Annotated in this window: 31 protein-coding genes; all 31 read left to right on the top strand. The window is 59.7% G+C overall.

What is annotated here, in order from left to right:
• Positions 1-222: 222 nt before the first annotated feature.
• Positions 223-603 (top strand): 30S ribosomal protein S12, encoded by a 381-nt coding sequence (gene rpsL / locus DIE15_RS27905; protein WP_006400662.1) that lies wholly within the window; start codon positions 223-225, stop codon positions 601-603.
• A 172-nt stretch (positions 604-775) separates the two neighbouring features.
• Positions 776-1246 (top strand): 30S ribosomal protein S7, encoded by a 471-nt coding sequence (rpsG, locus tag DIE15_RS27900; RefSeq protein ID WP_006477195.1) that lies wholly within the window; start codon positions 776-778, stop codon positions 1244-1246.
• A 123-nt stretch (positions 1247-1369) separates the two neighbouring features.
• Entirely contained in the window at positions 1370-3472 is a 2103-nt protein-coding gene (gene fusA, locus DIE15_RS27895; RefSeq protein ID WP_057924810.1) for an elongation factor G, read from the top strand.
• A 41-nt stretch (positions 3473-3513) separates the two neighbouring features.
• The gene (tuf, locus tag DIE15_RS27890; protein WP_011350666.1) at positions 3514-4704 is read left to right on the top strand and encodes an elongation factor Tu; all 1191 of its coding nucleotides are present in this window, start codon (positions 3514-3516) and stop codon (positions 4702-4704) included.
• A gap of 285 nt (positions 4705-4989) precedes the next feature.
• Positions 4990-5301, top strand: coding sequence for a 30S ribosomal protein S10 (gene rpsJ / locus DIE15_RS27885; RefSeq protein ID WP_004199280.1), 312 nt, complete (start codon positions 4990-4992; stop codon positions 5299-5301).
• A 178-nt stretch (positions 5302-5479) separates the two neighbouring features.
• Complete coding sequence (gene rplC, locus DIE15_RS27880; RefSeq protein WP_006752926.1) at positions 5480-6130, top strand: 50S ribosomal protein L3; 651 nt, start codon at positions 5480-5482, stop codon at positions 6128-6130.
• Entirely contained in the window at positions 6130-6750 is a 621-nt protein-coding gene (gene rplD / locus DIE15_RS27875; protein WP_006477192.1) for a 50S ribosomal protein L4, read from the top strand. Before rplC ends, rplD begins: the two co-directional genes overlap by 1 nt.
• Positions 6747-7061: a 50S ribosomal protein L23 gene (rplW, locus tag DIE15_RS27870; RefSeq protein WP_004199275.1), complete on the top strand. Its 315-nt coding sequence runs from the start codon at positions 6747-6749 to the stop codon at positions 7059-7061. The genes rplD and rplW overlap by 4 nt, the downstream gene beginning before the upstream one ends.
• A 2-nt stretch (positions 7062-7063) precedes the next feature.
• Positions 7064-7891: a 50S ribosomal protein L2 gene (gene rplB / locus DIE15_RS27865; protein WP_006482900.1), complete on the top strand. Its 828-nt coding sequence runs from the start codon at positions 7064-7066 to the stop codon at positions 7889-7891.
• A gap of 10 nt (positions 7892-7901) precedes the next feature.
• A complete protein-coding gene (rpsS, locus tag DIE15_RS27860) occupies positions 7902-8177 on the top strand; it encodes a 30S ribosomal protein S19 (protein ID WP_004199273.1) in 276 nt (91 codons plus the stop codon).
• A 12-nt stretch (positions 8178-8189) separates the two neighbouring features.
• Entirely contained in the window at positions 8190-8519 is a 330-nt protein-coding gene (rplV, locus tag DIE15_RS27855; protein ID WP_004199272.1) for a 50S ribosomal protein L22, read from the top strand.
• A gap of 11 nt (positions 8520-8530) precedes the next feature.
• On the top strand, positions 8531-9331 hold the full coding sequence (gene rpsC / locus DIE15_RS27850) for a 30S ribosomal protein S3 (RefSeq protein ID WP_006482899.1): 801 nt from the start codon (positions 8531-8533) through the stop codon (positions 9329-9331).
• 2 nt (positions 9332-9333) lie between these two features.
• Entirely contained in the window at positions 9334-9750 is a 417-nt protein-coding gene (rplP, locus tag DIE15_RS27845; RefSeq protein ID WP_006482873.1) for a 50S ribosomal protein L16, read from the top strand.
• A gap of 9 nt (positions 9751-9759) precedes the next feature.
• A complete protein-coding gene (gene rpmC / locus DIE15_RS27840; protein WP_006400652.1) occupies positions 9760-9954 on the top strand; it encodes a 50S ribosomal protein L29 in 195 nt (64 codons plus the stop codon).
• The gene (rpsQ, locus tag DIE15_RS27835; protein ID WP_043191859.1) at positions 9951-10223 is read left to right on the top strand and encodes a 30S ribosomal protein S17; all 273 of its coding nucleotides are present in this window, start codon (positions 9951-9953) and stop codon (positions 10221-10223) included. Before rpmC ends, rpsQ begins: the two co-directional genes overlap by 4 nt.
• A gap of 309 nt (positions 10224-10532) precedes the next feature.
• Positions 10533-10901: a 50S ribosomal protein L14 gene (rplN, locus tag DIE15_RS27830; protein ID WP_006752929.1), complete on the top strand. Its 369-nt coding sequence runs from the start codon at positions 10533-10535 to the stop codon at positions 10899-10901.
• A 9-nt stretch (positions 10902-10910) separates the two neighbouring features.
• On the top strand, positions 10911-11219 hold the full coding sequence (gene rplX, locus DIE15_RS27825) for a 50S ribosomal protein L24 (protein WP_006477187.1): 309 nt from the start codon (positions 10911-10913) through the stop codon (positions 11217-11219).
• A gap of 16 nt (positions 11220-11235) precedes the next feature.
• On the top strand, positions 11236-11775 hold the full coding sequence (rplE, locus tag DIE15_RS27820; RefSeq protein ID WP_006477186.1) for a 50S ribosomal protein L5: 540 nt from the start codon (positions 11236-11238) through the stop codon (positions 11773-11775).
• 7 nt (positions 11776-11782) lie between these two features.
• Positions 11783-12088 carry a 30S ribosomal protein S14 gene (rpsN, locus tag DIE15_RS27815; RefSeq protein ID WP_006482884.1) on the top strand — a complete coding sequence of 102 codons (306 nt, stop codon included), beginning with the start codon at positions 11783-11785 and terminating at the stop codon, positions 12086-12088.
• 14 nt (positions 12089-12102) lie between these two features.
• A complete protein-coding gene (gene rpsH / locus DIE15_RS27810; RefSeq protein ID WP_006477185.1) occupies positions 12103-12498 on the top strand; it encodes a 30S ribosomal protein S8 in 396 nt (131 codons plus the stop codon).
• A gap of 18 nt (positions 12499-12516) precedes the next feature.
• Entirely contained in the window at positions 12517-13047 is a 531-nt protein-coding gene (gene rplF / locus DIE15_RS27805; protein ID WP_006758786.1) for a 50S ribosomal protein L6, read from the top strand.
• 12 nt (positions 13048-13059) lie between these two features.
• Complete coding sequence (rplR, locus tag DIE15_RS27800; RefSeq protein WP_006477183.1) at positions 13060-13425, top strand: 50S ribosomal protein L18; 366 nt, start codon at positions 13060-13062, stop codon at positions 13423-13425.
• Positions 13426-13439: 14 nt separating this feature from the next.
• On the top strand, positions 13440-13958 hold the full coding sequence (gene rpsE / locus DIE15_RS27795) for a 30S ribosomal protein S5 (RefSeq protein ID WP_006752931.1): 519 nt from the start codon (positions 13440-13442) through the stop codon (positions 13956-13958).
• A gap of 15 nt (positions 13959-13973) precedes the next feature.
• Positions 13974-14156 carry a 50S ribosomal protein L30 gene (gene rpmD, locus DIE15_RS27790; protein ID WP_006400644.1) on the top strand — a complete coding sequence of 61 codons (183 nt, stop codon included), beginning with the start codon at positions 13974-13976 and terminating at the stop codon, positions 14154-14156.
• A gap of 26 nt (positions 14157-14182) precedes the next feature.
• On the top strand, positions 14183-14617 hold the full coding sequence (gene rplO / locus DIE15_RS27785; protein ID WP_006482880.1) for a 50S ribosomal protein L15: 435 nt from the start codon (positions 14183-14185) through the stop codon (positions 14615-14617).
• 42 nt (positions 14618-14659) lie between these two features.
• The gene (gene secY / locus DIE15_RS27780; RefSeq protein WP_006400642.1) at positions 14660-16009 is read left to right on the top strand and encodes a preprotein translocase subunit SecY; all 1350 of its coding nucleotides are present in this window, start codon (positions 14660-14662) and stop codon (positions 16007-16009) included.
• A gap of 9 nt (positions 16010-16018) precedes the next feature.
• Complete coding sequence (gene infA, locus DIE15_RS27775) at positions 16019-16237, top strand: translation initiation factor IF-1 (protein ID WP_004521905.1); 219 nt, start codon at positions 16019-16021, stop codon at positions 16235-16237.
• Positions 16238-16257: 20 nt separating this feature from the next.
• Complete coding sequence (rpmJ, locus tag DIE15_RS27770) at positions 16258-16374, top strand: 50S ribosomal protein L36 (protein WP_004199844.1); 117 nt, start codon at positions 16258-16260, stop codon at positions 16372-16374.
• Between the two features lie 38 nt (positions 16375-16412).
• Positions 16413-16778: a 30S ribosomal protein S13 gene (gene rpsM / locus DIE15_RS27765; RefSeq protein WP_014898353.1), complete on the top strand. Its 366-nt coding sequence runs from the start codon at positions 16413-16415 to the stop codon at positions 16776-16778.
• A gap of 28 nt (positions 16779-16806) precedes the next feature.
• Positions 16807-17208 carry a 30S ribosomal protein S11 gene (gene rpsK, locus DIE15_RS27760; protein WP_004197937.1) on the top strand — a complete coding sequence of 134 codons (402 nt, stop codon included), beginning with the start codon at positions 16807-16809 and terminating at the stop codon, positions 17206-17208.
• Between the two features lie 156 nt (positions 17209-17364).
• Positions 17365-17988 carry a 30S ribosomal protein S4 gene (gene rpsD / locus DIE15_RS27755; protein ID WP_006752934.1) on the top strand — a complete coding sequence of 208 codons (624 nt, stop codon included), beginning with the start codon at positions 17365-17367 and terminating at the stop codon, positions 17986-17988.
• The last annotated feature ends 106 nt before the right edge of the window (positions 17989-18094 follow it).

The raw sequence follows: 18094 nt of genomic DNA, 5'->3' as shown, positions 1-18094 counted from the left end.
TGTGTTCCGACCTTCCGGTAAACCGCCGGCGCGGGCGGCAAATCACGCAAGCCGTTGACTTAGTTGGCATTTCCGGAATATCATGTTGGGTTCCGGTATTCGGTGGGCCGAGTCGCGTTCGAAGGTTCGTGTCCGTATCGCCGGTTCGGAAGTCAACTGTGCGCCGATTCTCGCTTTGCCCGAAATCGATGTGCAGATTTTGTTCAATTTCAGGAATAAACAATGCCAACCATCAACCAACTGGTTCGCAAAGGCCGTCAGTCGGAAACGACGAAGAGCAAGAGCCCGGCCCTGCAGGACTGCCCCCAGCGTCGCGGCGTGTGCACCCGTGTGTACACGACGACGCCGAAGAAGCCGAACTCGGCACTCCGTAAGGTCGCCAAGGTTCGTCTGACGAACGGCTTCGAAGTGATTTCGTACATCGGCGGTGAAGGCCACAACCTGCAGGAACACTCGGTTGTGCTGATCCGCGGCGGCCGTGTGAAGGACTTGCCGGGTGTGCGTTACCACATGGTTCGCGGCTCGCTGGATACCCAGGGCGTCAAGGACCGTAAGCAAGCGCGCTCGAAGTACGGCGCGAAGCGTGCAAAGGCTGCCAAGTAAGCAGTTTTTGATCAGGGATCGCCGAAGGGCGGTCAAGGCGGGAGTGCCGGATTGCCGGTGCTGTCGAGTAAGTGGTCACCCGGCCAAGCTGGTTAGTCGTGAAGATGTGATCGGGTTTGTTGGTGGCCGCGGGGCTGGAACCAGCTCCAACTGAACAGGTAAAGGAAGAATCATGCCGCGTCGTCGCGAAGTCCCCAAGCGGGAAGTGTTGCCGGATCCGAAGTTCGGCAACGTTGATGTAGCCAAGTTCATGAACATGCTGATGCTGTCCGGCAAGAAGTCGGTCGCAGAGCGCATCGTTTATGGCGCATTCGAACAAATCCAGACCAAGGGTGGCAAGGACCCGCTGGAAGTGTTCACCGTTGCGCTCAACAACGTGAAGCCGGTGGTCGAAGTGAAGAGCCGCCGCGTTGGTGGTGCCAACTATCAGGTTCCGGTCGAAGTGCGCCCGTCGCGTCGTATGGCATTGGCGATGCGCTGGCTGCGTGAGGCTGCGAAGAAGCGCAGCGAGAAGTCGATGGCTCTGCGCCTGGCAGGCGAACTCTCCGAAGCGGCCGAAGGCCGTGGCGGCGCGATGAAGAAGCGCGACGAAGTTCACCGCATGGCAGAAGCCAACCGCGCGTTCTCGCATTTCCGTTTCTAAGCGCCTGGCTGGGCTGTTTGCGGAAATAAATTCCGGGCGGGTGCGCTTTTCAGGCGCCTCGCCCGTTTGTGTTGAAGCACGATGCAGCAGGGCTGCATCGTGTCATCCCAGTAGAGGATCAAAGTGGCTCGCAAGACTCCTATCGAGCGCTACCGCAATATCGGTATTAGCGCTCACATCGACGCCGGCAAAACGACGACGACCGAGCGCATTCTGTTTTACACCGGTGTGAACCACAAGATCGGTGAAGTCCACGACGGCGCAGCAACGATGGACTGGATGGAGCAGGAACAAGAGCGTGGCATCACGATCACGTCCGCTGCTACCACGGCCTTCTGGAAGGGCATGGGTGGCAACTATCCGGAACACCGCATCAACATCATCGACACCCCGGGTCACGTCGACTTCACGATCGAAGTGGAGCGTTCGATGCGCGTGCTCGACGGCGCGTGCATGGTGTACTGCGCAGTGGGCGGCGTGCAGCCGCAGTCGGAAACGGTGTGGCGCCAGGCTAACAAGTACAAGGTGCCCCGTCTCGCGTTCGTCAACAAGATGGACCGTACCGGCGCGAACTTCTTCAAGGTCTACGACCAGCTCCGTCTGCGCCTGAAGGCGAACCCGGTTCCGGTCGTGGTGCCGATCGGTTCGGAAGAAAACTTCAAGGGCGTGGTCGACCTGATCAAGATGAAGGCGATCATTTGGGACGAAGCGTCGCAAGGCACGAAGTTCGACTACGTCGACATCCCGGCCGAGCTCGCAGAGACCTGCAAGGAATGGCGCGAAAAGATGGTCGAAGTGGCTGCTGAAGCCAGCGAAGACCTGATGAACAAGTACCTGGAAGAAGGCGATCTGCCGGAAGCCGACATCGTCAAGGCGCTGCGCGACCGTACGATCGCGTGCGAAATCCAGCCGATGCTGTGCGGTACCGCGTTCAAGAACAAGGGCGTGCAGCGTATGCTCGACGCCGTGATCGACTTCCTGCCGTCGCCGGTCGACATCCCGCCGGTCAAGGGCGAGCTCGAAAACGGCGAAGCTGCGGAGCGCAAGGCATCGGACGACGAAAAGTTCTCGTCGCTCGCGTTCAAGATCATGACCGACCCGTTCGTCGGCCAGCTGATCTTCTTCCGTGTGTACTCGGGCGTCGTCAACTCGGGCGACACGCTGCTGAACTCGACCAAGGGCAAGAAGGAACGCCTCGGCCGTATTCTGCAGATGCACGCGAACCAGCGTGAAGAAATCAAGGAAGTCCGTGCAGGCGACATCGCCGCAGCGGTCGGCCTGAAGGAAGCAACCACGGGCGACACGCTGTGCGACCCGGCGAACCCGATCGTTCTCGAGCGCATGGTGTTCCCGGAGCCGGTGATTTCGCAGGCTGTCGAGCCGAAGACGAAGGCTGACCAGGAAAAGATGGGCCTCGCGCTGAACCGCCTGGCGCAGGAAGACCCGTCGTTCCGCGTGCAGACCGACGAAGAGTCGGGCCAGACCATCATTTCGGGCATGGGCGAGCTCCACCTCGAAATTCTGGTCGACCGGATGAAGCGTGAATTCGGCGTGGAAGCGACCGTCGGCAAGCCGCAGGTTGCGTACCGCGAAACGATCCGTTCGACGGCGAAGGATGTCGACGGCAAGTTCGTCAAGCAGTCGGGTGGTCGCGGTCAGTACGGTCACGCGGTCATCACGCTCGAGCCGAACGAGCAAGGCAAGGGCTACGAGTTCTTCGACGAGATCAAGGGTGGTGTGATTCCGCGTGAATACATCCCGGCGGTCGATAAGGGTATCCAGGACACGCTGAAGTCGGGCGTGCTGGCTGGCTTCCCGGTCGTCGACGTGAAGGTTCACCTGACGTTCGGTTCGTACCACGACGTTGACTCGAACGAAAACGCGTTCCGCATGGCCGGTTCGATGGCGTTCAAGGAAGCGATGCGCAAGGCGAACCCGGTCGTCCTCGAGCCGATGATGGCTGTCGAAGTCGAGACGCCGGAAGACTACATGGGCAACGTGATGGGCGACCTGTCGGGCCGTCGCGGCATCGTCCAGGGCATGGAAGACATGGTTGGCGGCGGCAAGATCGTTCGCGCCGAAGTGCCGCTGTCGGAAATGTTCGGTTACTCGACGTCGCTGCGTTCGCTGACGCAAGGTCGTGCAACGTACACGATGGAGTTCAAGCACTACGCTGAAGCTCCGCGCAACGTTGCTGAAGCGATCATCAGCGCGAAGTCGAAGTAAATCTGTAGCTACCAACCGATATTTTTTGAAAGAAGAGAATCATGGCAAAAGGTAAATTTGAGCGGACCAAGCCGCACGTCAACGTTGGAACGATTGGTCACGTTGACCACGGCAAGACGACGCTGACGGCAGCTATCACGACGGTGCTGACGAAGAAGTTCGGCGGCGAAGCGAAGGCCTACGACCAGATCGACGCGGCACCGGAAGAAAAGGCGCGTGGCATCACGATCAACACGGCACACGTCGAGTACGAAACGGCTAACCGCCACTACGCACACGTCGACTGCCCGGGCCACGCTGACTATGTGAAGAACATGATCACGGGCGCAGCGCAGATGGACGGCGCGATCCTGGTTTGCTCGGCAGCAGACGGCCCGATGCCGCAAACGCGTGAGCACATCCTGCTGGCGCGTCAGGTTGGCGTTCCGTACATCATCGTGTTCCTGAACAAGTGCGACATGGTGGACGACGCTGAACTGCTCGAGCTGGTCGAGATGGAAGTTCGCGAACTCCTGTCGAAGTACGACTTCCCGGGCGACGACACGCCGATCGTGAAGGGTTCGGCCAAGCTGGCGCTGGAAGGCGACACGGGCGAGCTGGGCGAAGTGGCGATCATGAGCCTGGCAGACGCACTGGACACGTACATCCCGACGCCGGAGCGTGCGGTTGACGGCGCGTTCCTGATGCCGGTGGAAGACGTGTTCTCGATCTCGGGCCGTGGTACGGTTGTGACGGGTCGTGTCGAGCGCGGCATCGTGAAGGTCGGCGAGGAAATCGAAATCGTCGGTATCAAGCCGACGGTGAAGACGACCTGCACGGGCGTTGAAATGTTCCGCAAGCTGCTGGACCAAGGTCAGGCAGGCGACAACGTTGGTATCCTGCTGCGCGGCACGAAGCGTGAAGACGTGGAGCGTGGCCAGGTTCTGGCGAAGCCGGGTTCGATCACGCCGCACACGCACTTCACGGCTGAAGTGTACGTGCTGAGCAAGGACGAAGGCGGCCGTCACACGCCGTTCTTCAACAACTACCGTCCGCAGTTCTACTTCCGTACGACGGACGTGACGGGCTCGATCGAGCTGCCGAAGGACAAGGAAATGGTGATGCCGGGCGACAACGTGTCGATCACGGTGAAGCTGATCGCTCCGATCGCGATGGAAGAAGGTCTGCGCTTCGCAATCCGCGAAGGCGGCCGTACCGTCGGCGCCGGCGTCGTCGCCAAGATCATCGAGTAACATCGACGATCCGCGGATCTCTCCGGGGTCCGCGATTCCACGGTAGGCAGTTGTACCGTCGAAGCCGGGTGTCCAGTTCGATCTGGCACCCGGTTTTGTTTTTGTGGTGCGTGCGTCGCTGTATTGCAAACGCACACCACTGTTGAGAATTTTCGTGTAGAATCGCGGGCTTAGCAGTGGAAGTGCCGTTCGGAACCAGGCGCCTCGCTCCCCGCAGGCAACAGGTTTCGCGTTCTTTTAGTGTCCGGCGATGCAACATCGCCTCGCTCTTTTCAAGGAATCGTCATGCAGCAACAGAAAATCCGGATTCGCCTGAAGGCTTTCGACTATCGTCTGATCGATCAATCGGCTGCCGAGATCGTCGATACCGCGAAGCGGACTGGCGCAATCGTCCGTGGCCCGGTGCCGCTGCCGACGCGCATTCAGCGTTTTGACATCCTGCGTTCGCCGCACGTCAACAAGACGTCGCGCGATCAGCTCGAAATCCGTACCCACCAGCGCCTGATGGACATCGTCGATCCGACCGACAAGACGGTTGATGCGCTGATGAAGCTCGACCTGCCGGCTGGCGTCGACGTGGAAATCAAGCTGCAGTAAGGCTTTCGGTGCCAACCGGCTTGCTGGGTGGTGCTAAGTCTTTGTATTGCTTGCGGAAATCGAGAAGTCGGGCTATACTGCTTGGCTTTTCGCGTATTCGCGTAAAAAAGTTGGGCCTTGCGTGCCTGGCATTTTGTAAATCAGCCCCGACCAATCGCAGTCGGGAATGGAGAAAATGATGAGCCTTGGACTCGTAGGTCGCAAGGTTGGCATGACCCGTATCTTCACGGCTGAAGGGGATTCGATTCCCGTCACCGTGCTGGACGTGTCGGACAACCGCGTGACGCAGATCAAGACTGTTGAAACCGACGGCTACACGGCCGTGCAGGTTGCATTCGGCTCCCGCCGCGCATCGCGCGTGACGAAGCCGCTGGCAGGTCATCTCGCCAAAGCCGGTGTCGAAGCCGGTGAAATCCTCAAGGAATTCCGCATTGATGCGGCCAAGGCAGCTGAGCTGTCGAATGGCGCCGTGGTCGGTGCTGATCTTTTCGAAGTGGGCCAGAAGGTCGACGTGCAAGGCGTGTCGATCGGTAAGGGCTACGCCGGTACGATCAAGCGTTACAACTTCTCCTCCGGCCGTGCTACCCACGGTAACTCGCGCTCGCACAACGTGCCGGGCTCGATCGGTATGGCGCAGGATCCGGGTCGCGTTTTCCCGGGTAAGCGCATGACGGGTCACCTCGGTGACGTTACTGTGACGGTGCAGAACCTCGAAATCGCTCGTATCGACGCAGAGCGCAAGCTGCTGCTCGTCAAGGGCGCGATTCCGGGCGCGAAGGGCGGCAAGGTTTTCGTGACGCCGGCCGTCAAGACCAAGGGGGCGAAATAATGGAACTCAAGCTCCTGAACGAAAATGGTCAGGAAGGTGCAGTGGTTAACGCGTCGGACGTCGTGTTCGGCCGTGACTACAACGAAGCGCTGATCCACCAGGTCGTCGTCGCGTACCAGGCGAATGCTCGCCAGGGTAACCGCGCACAGAAGGACCGTGAGCAAGTCAAGCACACCACCAAGAAGCCGTGGCGTCAGAAGGGTACGGGCCGCGCTCGTGCCGGTATGTCGTCGAGCCCGTTGTGGCGTGGCGGTGGTCGCATCTTCCCGAACTCGCCGGAAGAAAACTTCTCGCACAAGGTCAACAAGAAGATGCATCGCGCAGGTCTCTGCTCGATCTTCTCGCAGCTGGCCCGTGAAGGCCGTCTGTCGGTCGTCGAGGACATCATCCTCGAGGCGCCGAAGACCAAGCTGCTGGCTGACAAATTCAAGACCATGGGTCTCGACTCCGTTCTGATCATCACGGACACGGTCGATGAGAACCTGTACCTGGCTTCGCGCAACCTGCCGCACGTGGCGATTGTCGAGCCGCGCTACGCTGACCCGCTGTCGCTGATCTACTTCAAGAAAGTGCTGGTCACGAAGGCTGCGGTCGCCCAGATCGAGGAGTTGCTGTCATGAGCGAGATTCGCAAGAACGATCATCGTTTGATGCAGGTCCTGCTCGCACCGGTGATCTCGGAAAAGGCGACGCTGGTTGCCGACAAGAACGAGCAAGTCGTGTTCGAAGTCGCACCGGATGCCACGAAGCAGGAAGTGAAGGCGGCTGTCGAGCTGCTGTTCAAGGTTGAAGTTGATTCGGTCAACGTGCTGGTTCAGAAGGGCAAGCAAAAGCGCTTCGGCCGTTCGATGGGCCGCCGTAAGGACGTGAAGAAGGCGTACGTTTGCCTGAAGCCCGGCCAGGAAATCAACTTTGAAGCGGAGGCCAAGTAATCATGGCAATCGTGAAAGTTAAACCGACTTCGCCGGGTCGCCGCGCGATGGTCAAGGTGGTCAACAAGAACCTGCACCAGGGCAAGCCGTTCGCGGCACTGCTCGACTCGCAGAGCTCGACCGCCGGTCGTAACAACAACGGCCGTATCACCACGCGTCACAAGGGTGGTGGTCACAAGCAGCACTACCGTATCGTCGATTTCCGTCGCACGAAGGACGGCATCCCGGCAAAGGTCGAGCGTCTCGAGTACGACCCGAACCGTAGCGCGAACATCGCGCTGGTGCTCTACGCAGACGGCGAGCGTCGCTACATCATCGCCCCGAAGGGCCTGACCGTCGGCCAACAGCTGATGTCGGGTTCGGAAGCGCCGATCCGTGCAGGTAACACGCTGCCGATCCGCAACATTCCGGTCGGTACGACGATCCACTGCATCGAGATGCTGCCGGGCAAGGGCGCGCAAATGGCGCGTTCGGCTGGCACGTCGGCCATGCTGCTGGCACGTGAAGGCGTCTACGCGCAGGTTCGTCTGCGTTCGGGCGAAATCCGCCGCGTGCACATCGAGTGCCGTGCAACGATCGGTGAAGTCGGCAACGAAGAGCATAGCCTGCGCCAAATCGGCAAGGCTGGCGCGAACCGCTGGCGCGGTATCCGCCCGACGGTGCGTGGCGTTGCGATGAACCCGGTTGATCACCCGCACGGTGGTGGTGAGGGCAAGACGGCTGCAGGTCGCGACCCGGTGAGCCCGTGGGGTACGCCGGCTAAGGGTTACCGCACCCGCAGCAACAAGCGCACGACGACGATGATCGTCCAGCGCCGTCACAAGCGTTAAGGAGTAGGCAATGGCACGTTCTGTAAAAAAAGGTCCGTTCTGCGACGCCCATTTGCTGAAGAAAGTTGAGGCGGCTGCAGCTTCGCGCGACAAAAAGCCGATCAAGACCTGGTCGCGTCGCTCGACGATTCTGCCGGATTTCATCGGCCTGACGATCGCTGTTCACAACGGCCGTCAACACGTTCCGGTGTACATCTCGGAAAACATGGTCGGCCACAAGCTTGGCGAGTTCGCACTGACCCGTACGTTCAAGGGTCACGCGGCCGACAAGAAGGCCAAGAAATAAGGGGCAATCAAGATGGAAGTGAAAGCAATTCATCGCGGTGCCCGCATCTCGGCGCAAAAAACGCGCCTTGTGGCTGACCAGATCCGCGGTTTGCCGGTCGACAAGGCGCTGAACGTTCTGACGTTCTCGCCGAAGAAGGCGGCTGGCATCGTGAAGAAGGTTGTGCTGTCGGCAATCGCGAATGCGGAGCACAACGAAGGCGCTGATATCGACGAGCTCAAGATCAAGAGCATCTACGTCGACAAGGCTGCATCGCTCAAGCGTTTCACCGCGCGCGCCAAGGGCCGCGGTAACCGCATCGAGAAGCAATCCTGTCACATCACTGTGACGGTCGGGAATTAAGGAGCCATACGATGGGACAGAAAATTCATCCGACTGGCTTCCGCCTGGCTGTCAGCCGCAATTGGGCTTCGCGTTGGTACGCGAACAACAACAATTTCGCGGCGATGCTGCAGGAAGACATCGGTGTTCGTGAATACCTGAAGAAGAAGCTGAAGAACGCTTCGGTCGGTCGGGTCGTCATCGAGCGTCCGGCAAAGAACGCGCGCATCACGATTTACAGCTCGCGTCCGGGCGTCGTCATCGGCAAGAAGGGCGAGGATATCGAACAGCTGAAGACGGAACTGCAACGCCGCATGGGCGTGCCGGTTCACGTCAACATCGAAGAAATCCGCAAGCCGGAAACCGATGCTCAACTGATCGCTGACTCAATCACGCAACAGCTCGAACGTCGGATCATGTTCCGTCGCGCGATGAAGCGTGCGATGCAGAACGCGATGCGTCTGGGTGCCCAGGGCATCAAGATCATGAGCGCAGGCCGTCTGAACGGTATCGAAATCGCTCGTACGGAGTGGTATCGCGAAGGTCGCGTGCCCCTTCATACGCTGCGTGCCGACATCGACTACGCAACCTCGGAAGCGAAGACGACCTACGGGATCATCGGCGTCAAGGTGTGGGTATACAAGGGCGACACGCTCGGCCGCAATGACGCGCCGGTGGTCGAGGAAGTAGCCGAAGACAAGCGTCCGCGTCGCAATGCGCGTCCGGGCGACCGTCGTCCGCGCCGTGACGGCGAAGGCGGCGCTCCGGGTGCTCGTCGTGGCGCACCGCGCCGCGGCGCCGGCAAGCCGGAAGACGGCAAGACTGGAGAATAACGATGCTGCAACCGAAACGCAGGAAGTATCGCAAAGAGCAGAAGGGTCGTAACACCGGCAAGGCGACGCGCGGCAACGCAGTGTCGTTCGGTGAATTCGGCCTGAAGGCGATCGGTCGCGGTCGTTTGACCGCACGTCAGATTGAAGCGGCGCGTCGTGCAATGACGCGTCACATCAAGCGTGGCGGCCGCATCTGGATCCGGATCTTCCCGGACAAGCCGATTTCGCAAAAGCCGGCAGAAGTGCGTATGGGTAACGGTAAGGGTAACCCGGAGTACTACGTCGCTGAGATCCAGCCGGGCAAGATGCTCTATGAAATGGACGGCGTAACCGAAGAACTGGCACGCGAAGCGTTCCGTCTGGCTGCAGCCAAGCTGCCGCTGAAGACGGCATTCATCGTGCGCCAGCTCGGCGCCTAAGGAGAAAACATGAAGGCTTCCGAACTTCTCCAGAAAGACCAGGCCGCGCTCAACAAGGAGCTGGCGGACCTGCTGAAGGCGCAATTCGGCCTGCGCATGCAACTCGCGACCCAGCAGCTCACGAACACGAGCCAGCTGAAGAAGGTTCGTCGCGACATCGCACGTGTGCGGACCGTCATGACTCAGAAGGCGAACCAGAAATGAACGATAGCGTGAAAACCTCGCTGAAGCGGACGCTGGTCGGTCGGGTCGTCAGCAACAAGATGGACAAGACCGTCACCGTGCTGATCGAGCACCGCGTCAAGCACCCGATCTACGGCAAGTATGTCGTGCGCTCGAAGAAGTACCACGCGCATGATGAAGCGAACACCTACAACGAGGGTGACCTCGTTGAAATCCAGGAAACTCGTCCGCTGTCGAAGACGAAGGCCTGGACGGTGTCGCGCCTCGTCGAAGCAGCTCGCGTCATCTAAGCGGGCAGCGCAGTAGGCAGTAACAAGCACTTCGCCACGAAGTGCTTGAAATCGCAAAGTTTTTGCTTGCGTGACCAGGGTTATTTGTTATAATCCTGGTCTTCCCTCTTTATGGGAGCCCCGTCGCGGGCGAAGTTGGTGGGGGAAGCGGACTGGTGCCAGCCTGTCCGAAAGATTCACCGAATTGCGATGGCGGGTTTCGTTTGCCGTCGCTGCTGTTCCAACCCAAGCAGCCGATTGGCTGACGGGACCAAGACTGACCGAATGCATCATGGTGGTGCATCCGGATTAAGTTGGGAAAGACAAACCATGATCCAGACCGAATCTCGGCTCGAAGTAGCCGACAACACGGGTGCGCGTGAAGTCATGTGCATCAAGGTGCTCGGCGGCTCGAAGCGTCGTTATGCCGGCATTGGCGACATCATCAAGGTGACCGTCAAAGAAGCAACGCCGCGCGGGCGCGTGAAGAAAGGCGAAATCTACAACGCCGTGGTGGTCCGCACCGCCAAGGGTGTTCGCCGTCAAGACGGCTCGCTGATCAAGTTCGACGGCAACGCCGCTGTGCTTTTGAATAACAAGCTTGAGCCGATCGGCACCCGTATTTTTGGGCCGGTGACGCGTGAGCTGCGTAGCGAACGATTCATGAAGATCGTTTCGCTGGCGCCGGAAGTGCTGTAAGGAGTCGCGATGAACAAGATTCGCAAAGGTGACGAAGTCATCGTCGTCACTGGCAAAGACAAGGGCAAGCGCGGCGTCGTGCTGGCTGTCGGTGCAGAACATGTGACGGTTGAGGGTATCAACCTCGTCAAGAAGCATGTGAAGCCGAACCCGATGAAGGGTACGACGGGCGGCGTGGAAGCGAAGACGATGCCCCTGCATATTTCGAACGTCGCACTGGTCGACGCGAATGGCAAGGCGTCGCGTGTTGGCATCAAGGTCGAGGAAGGCAAGAAGGTTCGCTTCCTGAAGACGACCGGTGCCGTACTGAGCGCCTGACGCAGCGGAGTAAAAAATGGCTCGTTTTCAAGAGTTTTACAAAGAAAAGGTTGTGCCCGGCCTGATCGAGAAGTTCGGTTACAAGTCGGTCATGGAAGTGCCGCGCATCACCAAGATCACGCTGAACATGGGTCTTGGCGAAGCGATCGCTGACAAGAAGATCATCGAGAACGCCGTTGGCGATCTCACGAAGATCGCAGGTCAGAAGCCGGTCGTCACGAAGGCACGCAAGGCAATCGCAGGCTTCAAGATCCGCCAGGGCTACCCGATCGGCGCGATGGTGACGCTGCGTGGTCAAGCGATGTATGAATTCCTCGACCGTTTCGTGACCGTTGCCCTGCCCCGCGTGCGTGACTTCCGCGGTGTGTCGGGTCGTGCCTTCGATGGCCGCGGCAACTACAACATCGGTGTGAAAGAGCAGATCATTTTCCCCGAAATCGACTACGACAAGATCGACGCACTGCGTGGGCTGAACATCAGCATCACGACGACTGCGAAGACCGACGACGAAGCAAAGGCTCTGCTCGCCAGCTTCAAGTTCCCGTTCAGAAACTGAGGTTACCGTGGCTAAACTGGCACTGATCGAACGTGAAAAGAAGCGCGCCCGCCTGGTCGCGAAGTTCGCAGCAAAGCGCGAAGCGCTGAAGGCGATCGTCGAAGACCAAAGCAAGTCGGAAGAAGAGCGCTACGAAGCACGCCTTGAGCTGCAGCAACTGCCCCGCAACGCAAACCCGACCCGCCAGCGTAACCGCTGCGCGATCACGGGCCGTCCGCGTGGCACGTTCCGTAAATTCGGCCTCGCGCGTAACAAGATTCGTGAAATCGCATTCCGTGGCGAGATTCCTGGCCTGACCAAGGCGAGCTGGTAATAGGAGAAACGTAAATGAGCATGAGTGATCCTATCGCCGATATGCTGACTCGCATCCGCAACGCGCAGATGGTTGAGAAGGTATCGGTTGCGATGCCCTCGTCGAAGGTCAAGGTTGCAATCGCGCAAGTCCTGAAGGACGAAGGCTATATCGACGATTTCGCCGTCAAGGCGGAAGGTGCGAAGTCCGAACTGAATATCGCGCTGAAGTACTACGCAGGTCGCCCGGTCATCGAACGCCTCGAGCGCGTGTCGAAGCCTGGTCTGCGCGTGTACCGCGGCCGTAACGACATTCCGCAGGTCATGAACGGCCTGGGTGTGGCAATCGTGTCGACGCCGAAGGGCGTGATGACCGACCGCAAGGCGCGCGCTACCGGCGTCGGCGGCGAAGTCATCTGCTACGTTGCTTAAAGCCGAGGAGAGAGAAACATGTCTCGAGTAGGTAAAAGCCCGATCGCGCTGCAAGGCGCGGAAGTCAAGCTGGCCGACGGTGCAATCACCGTCAAGGGCCCGCTGGGCACCATCACGCAAGCGATCAATCCGCTCGTGAACGTGGCGAACAACGACGGCACGCTGAATCTGTCGCCGGTCGACGAAAGCCGCGAAGCAAACGCACTGTCGGGCACGATGCGCGCGATCATCGCGAATGCCGTGCACGGCGTGACCAAGGGTTTCGAGCGCAAGCTGACGCTGGTTGGCGTCGGTTATCGTGCGCAGGCGCAAGGCGACAAGCTGAACCTGTCGCTGGGTTTCTCGCACCCGGTGGTGCACCAGATGCCGGAAGGCGTCAAGGCTGAAACCCCGACGCAAACCGAAATCGTGATCAAGGGGATCAACAAGCAACAAGTCGGTCAAGTGGCTGCGGAAGTCCGCGGTTACCGTCCGCCGGAGCCGTACAAGGGCAAGGGCGTGCGCTATTCCGACGAGGTTGTGATCCTCAAAGAAACGAAGAAGAAGTAAGGGTGCGCAATCATGGATAAGACTCAATCTCGCCTGCGCCGCGCTCGCCAGACGCGTATCAAGATCGCTGAGCTGCAGGTCGCGCGTCTCGCCGTGCATCGCACGAACACGCACATCTACGCTCAAGTGTTCTCGCCCTGCGGCACCAAGGTGCTCGCCAGCGCGTCGACGCTCGAAGCAGAAGTGCGCGCAGAACTGGCCGACAAGTCGGGCAAGGGCGGCAACGTTAATGCCGCGACGCTGATCGGCAAGCGTATTGCCGAGAAGGCAAAGGCTGCCGGCATCGAATCCGTCGCCTTCGACCGCTCGGGCTTCCGCTACCATGGCCGCGTCAAGGCGCTGGCTGAGGCAGCTCGCGAAGCTGGGCTCAAGTTCTAAGGAAGGAATTCGTCATGGCAAAGATGCAAGCGAAAGTTCAGGCTGACGAGCGCGACGACGGCCTTCGCGAAAAGATGATTTCGGTCAACCGCGTGACCAAGGTCGTGAAGGGTGGCCGTATTCTCGGCTTCGCCGCACTGACCGTGGTTGGCGACGGCGATGGCCGCATCGGTATGGGCAAGGGCAAGGCGAAGGAAGTGCCGGTCGCTGTCCAGAAGGCAATGGAACAAGCTCGCCGCAACATGTTCAAGGTGCCGCTCAAGAACGGCACGCTGCAGCACGAAGTGCACGGCAAGCATGGCGCATCCGCTGTCCTCCTCGCTCCGGCGAAGGCAGGTACGGGCGTGATCGCCGGCGGCCCGATGCGCGCAGTGTTCGACGTGATGGGCGTTCAGAACGTCGTGGCAAAGAGCCACGGTTCGACGAACCCGTACAACCTCGTTCGCGCCACGCTGGACGGCCTGCGCAAGCAGTCGACCCCGGCAGACATCGCGGCGAAGCGCGGCAAGTCCGTCGAAGATATTTTGGGCTAAGCCCGGGTGGTCACCATGTCTGAAAAAACTGTCAAGGTTCAGCTCGTGAAGAGCCTGATCGGGACCCGCGAATCGCACCGTGCGACCGTGCGTGGCCTCGGCCTGCGCCGACTCAACTCGGTTAGCGAGCTGCAGGATACACCGGCGGTCCGCGGCATGATCAACAAGGTCTCGTACCTCGTTAAGGTCATCGCGTAAGCGGCCCTACGGATCAAGGAGTTGATATGGAATTGAATAACCTGAAGCCGGCCGCTGGTGCAAAGCATGCCAAGCGTCGCGTCGGCCGCGGCATCGGTTCGGGCCTCGGCAAGACGGCTGGCCGTGGTCACAAGGGTCAGAAATCGCGTTCGGGCGGCTTCCACAAAGTCGGTTTCGAAGGCGGTCAGATGCCGCTGCAACGTCGTCTGCCGAAGCGCGGTTTCACGTCGCTGACGAAGGAATTCGTCGGTGAAGTGCGCCTGGGCGACCTCGAGAAGCTGCCGGTCGATGAAATCGATCTGCTCGCACTGAAGCAAGCCGGCCTGGTCGGCGAGCTGACGAAGAGCGCAAAGATCATCGCGACGGGCGAACTGAAGCGCAAGATCGTCGTGAAGGGTCTCGGTGCCACCAAGGGTGCGCGCGCTGCGATCGAAGCGGCTGGCGGTTCGTTCGCCGAGTGACACGCGTAGCGCGTCGTTACTTGCATTCATCGGAGAAGGTACTTGGCTAACAGCCCGAGTCTTGCAAAACCCGGTCGAAGCACGGCGAAATTCGGCGATCTGCGTCGGCGAGCGATGTTCCTGCTCCTGGCGCTGATCGTCTATCGCATCGGCGCGCACATCCCCGTGCCGGGCATCGATCCGGATCAACTGGCGAAGCTGTTCCAGAGCCAGGCGGGCGGTATCCTGGGCATGTTCAACATGTTCTCGGGTGGCGCGCTTTCCCGCTTCACGATCTTTGCGCTGGGGATCATGCCGTACATCTCGGCGTCGATCATCATGCAGCTGTTGGCGATCGTCTCGCCGCAGCTCGAGGCGCTGAAGAAGGAAGGGCAGGCAGGGCAACGGAAGATCACGCAGTACACGCGGTATTTCACCGTGGTGCTCGCGACCTTCCAGGCGTTCGGTATCGCGGCTGCGCTGGAAAACCAGCCGGGCCTCGTGATCGACCCCGGCATGCTGTTCCGACTGACGACGGTCGTGACGCTGGTTACCGGCACGATGTTCCTGATGTGGCTGGGTGAGCAGATCACCGAGCGTGGTCTGGGCAACGGCATCTCGATCATCATCTTCGGCGGGATCGCAGCAGGGTTCCCGAATGCCGTCGGTGGGCTGTTCGAGCTGGTGCGTACGGGTTCGATGAGCATCATTTCGGCGATCATCATCGTCGTTCTGATTGCCGCGGTGACTTACCTGGTCGTGTTCATCGAACGCGGTCAGCGCAAGATCCTCGTGAACTACGCGAAACGCCAGGTCGGCAACAAGATCTACGGTGGCCAGTCGTCGCACTTGCCGCTGAAGCTGAACATGTCGGGCGTGATTCCGCCGATCTTCGCATCGTCGATCATCCTGTTCCCGGCCACGATTCTCGGCTGGTTCAGCACAGGTCAGCCGTCGGGAAGCTGGATCTCCAACACGTTGCATAACGTCGCGGAGGCGCTGAAGCCGGGCCAGCCGGTCTATGTGCTGCTGTACACGCTGGCAATCGTGTTTTTCTGCTTCTTCTACACCGCACTGGTGTTCAACAGCAGGGAAACCGCGGACAACCTGAAGAAGAGCGGCGCGTTTGTTCCGGGCATTCGTCCGGGCGATCAGACCGCACGATATATCGACCGCATCCTCACGCGTCTGACGCTGGCCGGTGCGATCTACATCGTCTTCGTGTGTCTGCTGCCGGAATTCCTGGTGCTGCGCTGGAACGTGCCGTTTTATTTTGGTGGAACGTCGCTGCTGATCATTGTCGTCGTCACGATGGACTTCATGGCGCAGGTGCAGTCGTACGTTATGTCGCAACAGTATGAGTCGCTGCTCAAGAAGGCAAACTTCAAGGGCGGCAACATCCCAATGCGTTAATTAAGGACTATGGCCAAAGACGATGTAATCCAGATGCAAGGTGAGGTGATCGAAAACCTCCCGAATGCGACCTTCCGCGTGAAGCTGGAAAACGGCCATGTCGTGTTGGGGCATATCTCCGGGAAGATGCGGATGCACTACATCCGCATCCTGCCGGGCGACAAGGTGACGGTTGAATTGACGCCTTACGATCTGTCTCGTGCGCGGATCGTGTTCCGGGCGAAGTGATTTGAAAAAAGGGTATTATCATGAAAGTGATGGCATCGGTTAAGCGCATTTGCCGCAATTGCAAGATCATCAAGCGCAAAGGCGTCGTTCGCGTGATCTGCAGCTCGGATCCGCGCCACAAGCAGCGCCAAGGCTGACCGCGCGTTTGTTTGCGCTTTTTGTTTGAGGAAAAACAATGGCTCGTATCGCAGGGGTTAACATCCCGAATCACCAGCATACCGAGATCGGCCTGACGGCAATCTTCGGTATCGGCCGCACGCGCTCGCGCAGCATCTGCGTGGCGTCTGGCGTGGAATTCTCGAAGAAGGTCAAGGACCTGACCGACGCAGACCTCGAAAAGCTGCGTGAAGAAGTGGGCAAGTTCATCGTCGAAGGCGATCTGCGCCGTGAAGTGACGATGAACATCAAGCGCCTGATGGACCTCGGTTGCTACCGTGGCGTTCGTCATCGCAAGGGCCTGCCGATGCGCGGTCAGCGTACGCGTACGAACGCACGTACCCGCAAGGGTCCGCGTCGTGCAGCGCAAGCGCTGAAGAAGTAAGCGGAACTGACAGTTACAGGAAAACGTAATGGCTAAGGCTTCGAACACCGCGGCGCAACGCGTTCGCAAGAAGGTTAAGAAGAACGTCGCTGAAGGCGTGGTTCACGTTCACGCGTCGTTCAACAACACGATCATCACGATCACCGATCGCCAGGGCAATGCACTGGCATGGGCGACGTCGGGCGGCCAGGGCTTCAAGGGCTCGCGCAAGTCGACGCCGTTCGCTGCTCAGGTTGCTGCTGAGTCGGCCGGCCGCGTGGCGATGGAATACGGCGTGAAGAATCTGGAAGTGCGGATCAAGGGCCCGGGCCCGGGTCGTGAGTCGGCAGTGCGCGCACTGCATGGCCTCGGCATCAAGATCACCGCGATTTCGGACGTCACCCCGATTCCGCACAACGGCTGCCGTCCGCCGAAGCGCCGTCGTATCTAAGAATGTTGCTGGCACGTTCGTGCTGGCACATTTGCCTGTCGCCGCGTAGCGTCGACGGGCGTTGCTTTTTTGATTGACTAAGCCCACCGTTCGCCCCAAAGGGCGCGAACTAGCGCGGATTCCGATCCGCGTGACTGATTGATAAAGGAATGCAAAGTGGCACGTTATATCGGCCCTAAGGCCAAGCTGTCCCGCCGTGAAGGCACCGACCTGTTCCTGAAGAGCGCGCGTCGCTCGCTCGCCGACAAGTGCAAGCTCGACAGCAAGCCGGGTCAGCACGGCCGTACCTCGGGCGCACGTACGTCCGACTATGGTACGCAGCTGCGCGAAAAGCAGAAGGTCAAGCGTATTTACGGCGTTCTGGAGCGTCAGTTCCGCCGCTACTTCGCTGAAGCCGACCGCCGCAAGGGCAACACGGGTGAAAACCTGCTGCAACTGCTCGAATCGCGTCTCGACAACGTCGTATATCGCATGGGCTTCGGCTCGACCCGCGCTGAAGCGCGTCAGCTGGTGAGCCACAAGTCGATCACCGTGAACGGCGTCGTCGCGAACGTGCCGTCGCAGCAAGTGAAGGCTGGTGACATCGTCGCGATCCGCGAAAAGGCGAAGAAGCAGGCGCGTATCGTCGAAGCGCTGTCGCTGGCTGAGCAAGGCGGCATGCCGAGCTGGGTTGCAGTCGATGCGAAGAAGTTCGAAGGCACGTTCAAGCAAATGCCGGAACGCGCTGACATCGCAGGCGACATCAACGAAAGCCTGATCGTCGAATTGTATTCGCGTTAATCCGATTGACGGCCGAGGTACCCCGATTGCGTTTCGCAAGGAGGGGCCTCGGCTGTTTATTTTCTGGTTGTTACCGGTCAGCCTTATCGGTGTAACGAGCCGAGGG

Origin of the sequence: Burkholderia sp. Bp9031, from assembly GCF_003857965.1 — a bacterium.
Classification (GTDB): domain Bacteria; phylum Pseudomonadota; class Gammaproteobacteria; order Burkholderiales; family Burkholderiaceae; genus Burkholderia; species Burkholderia ambifaria_A.
Note: the sequence above shows the minus strand (reverse complement) of the source record. Positions and strands in the feature narration are given on the sequence as shown.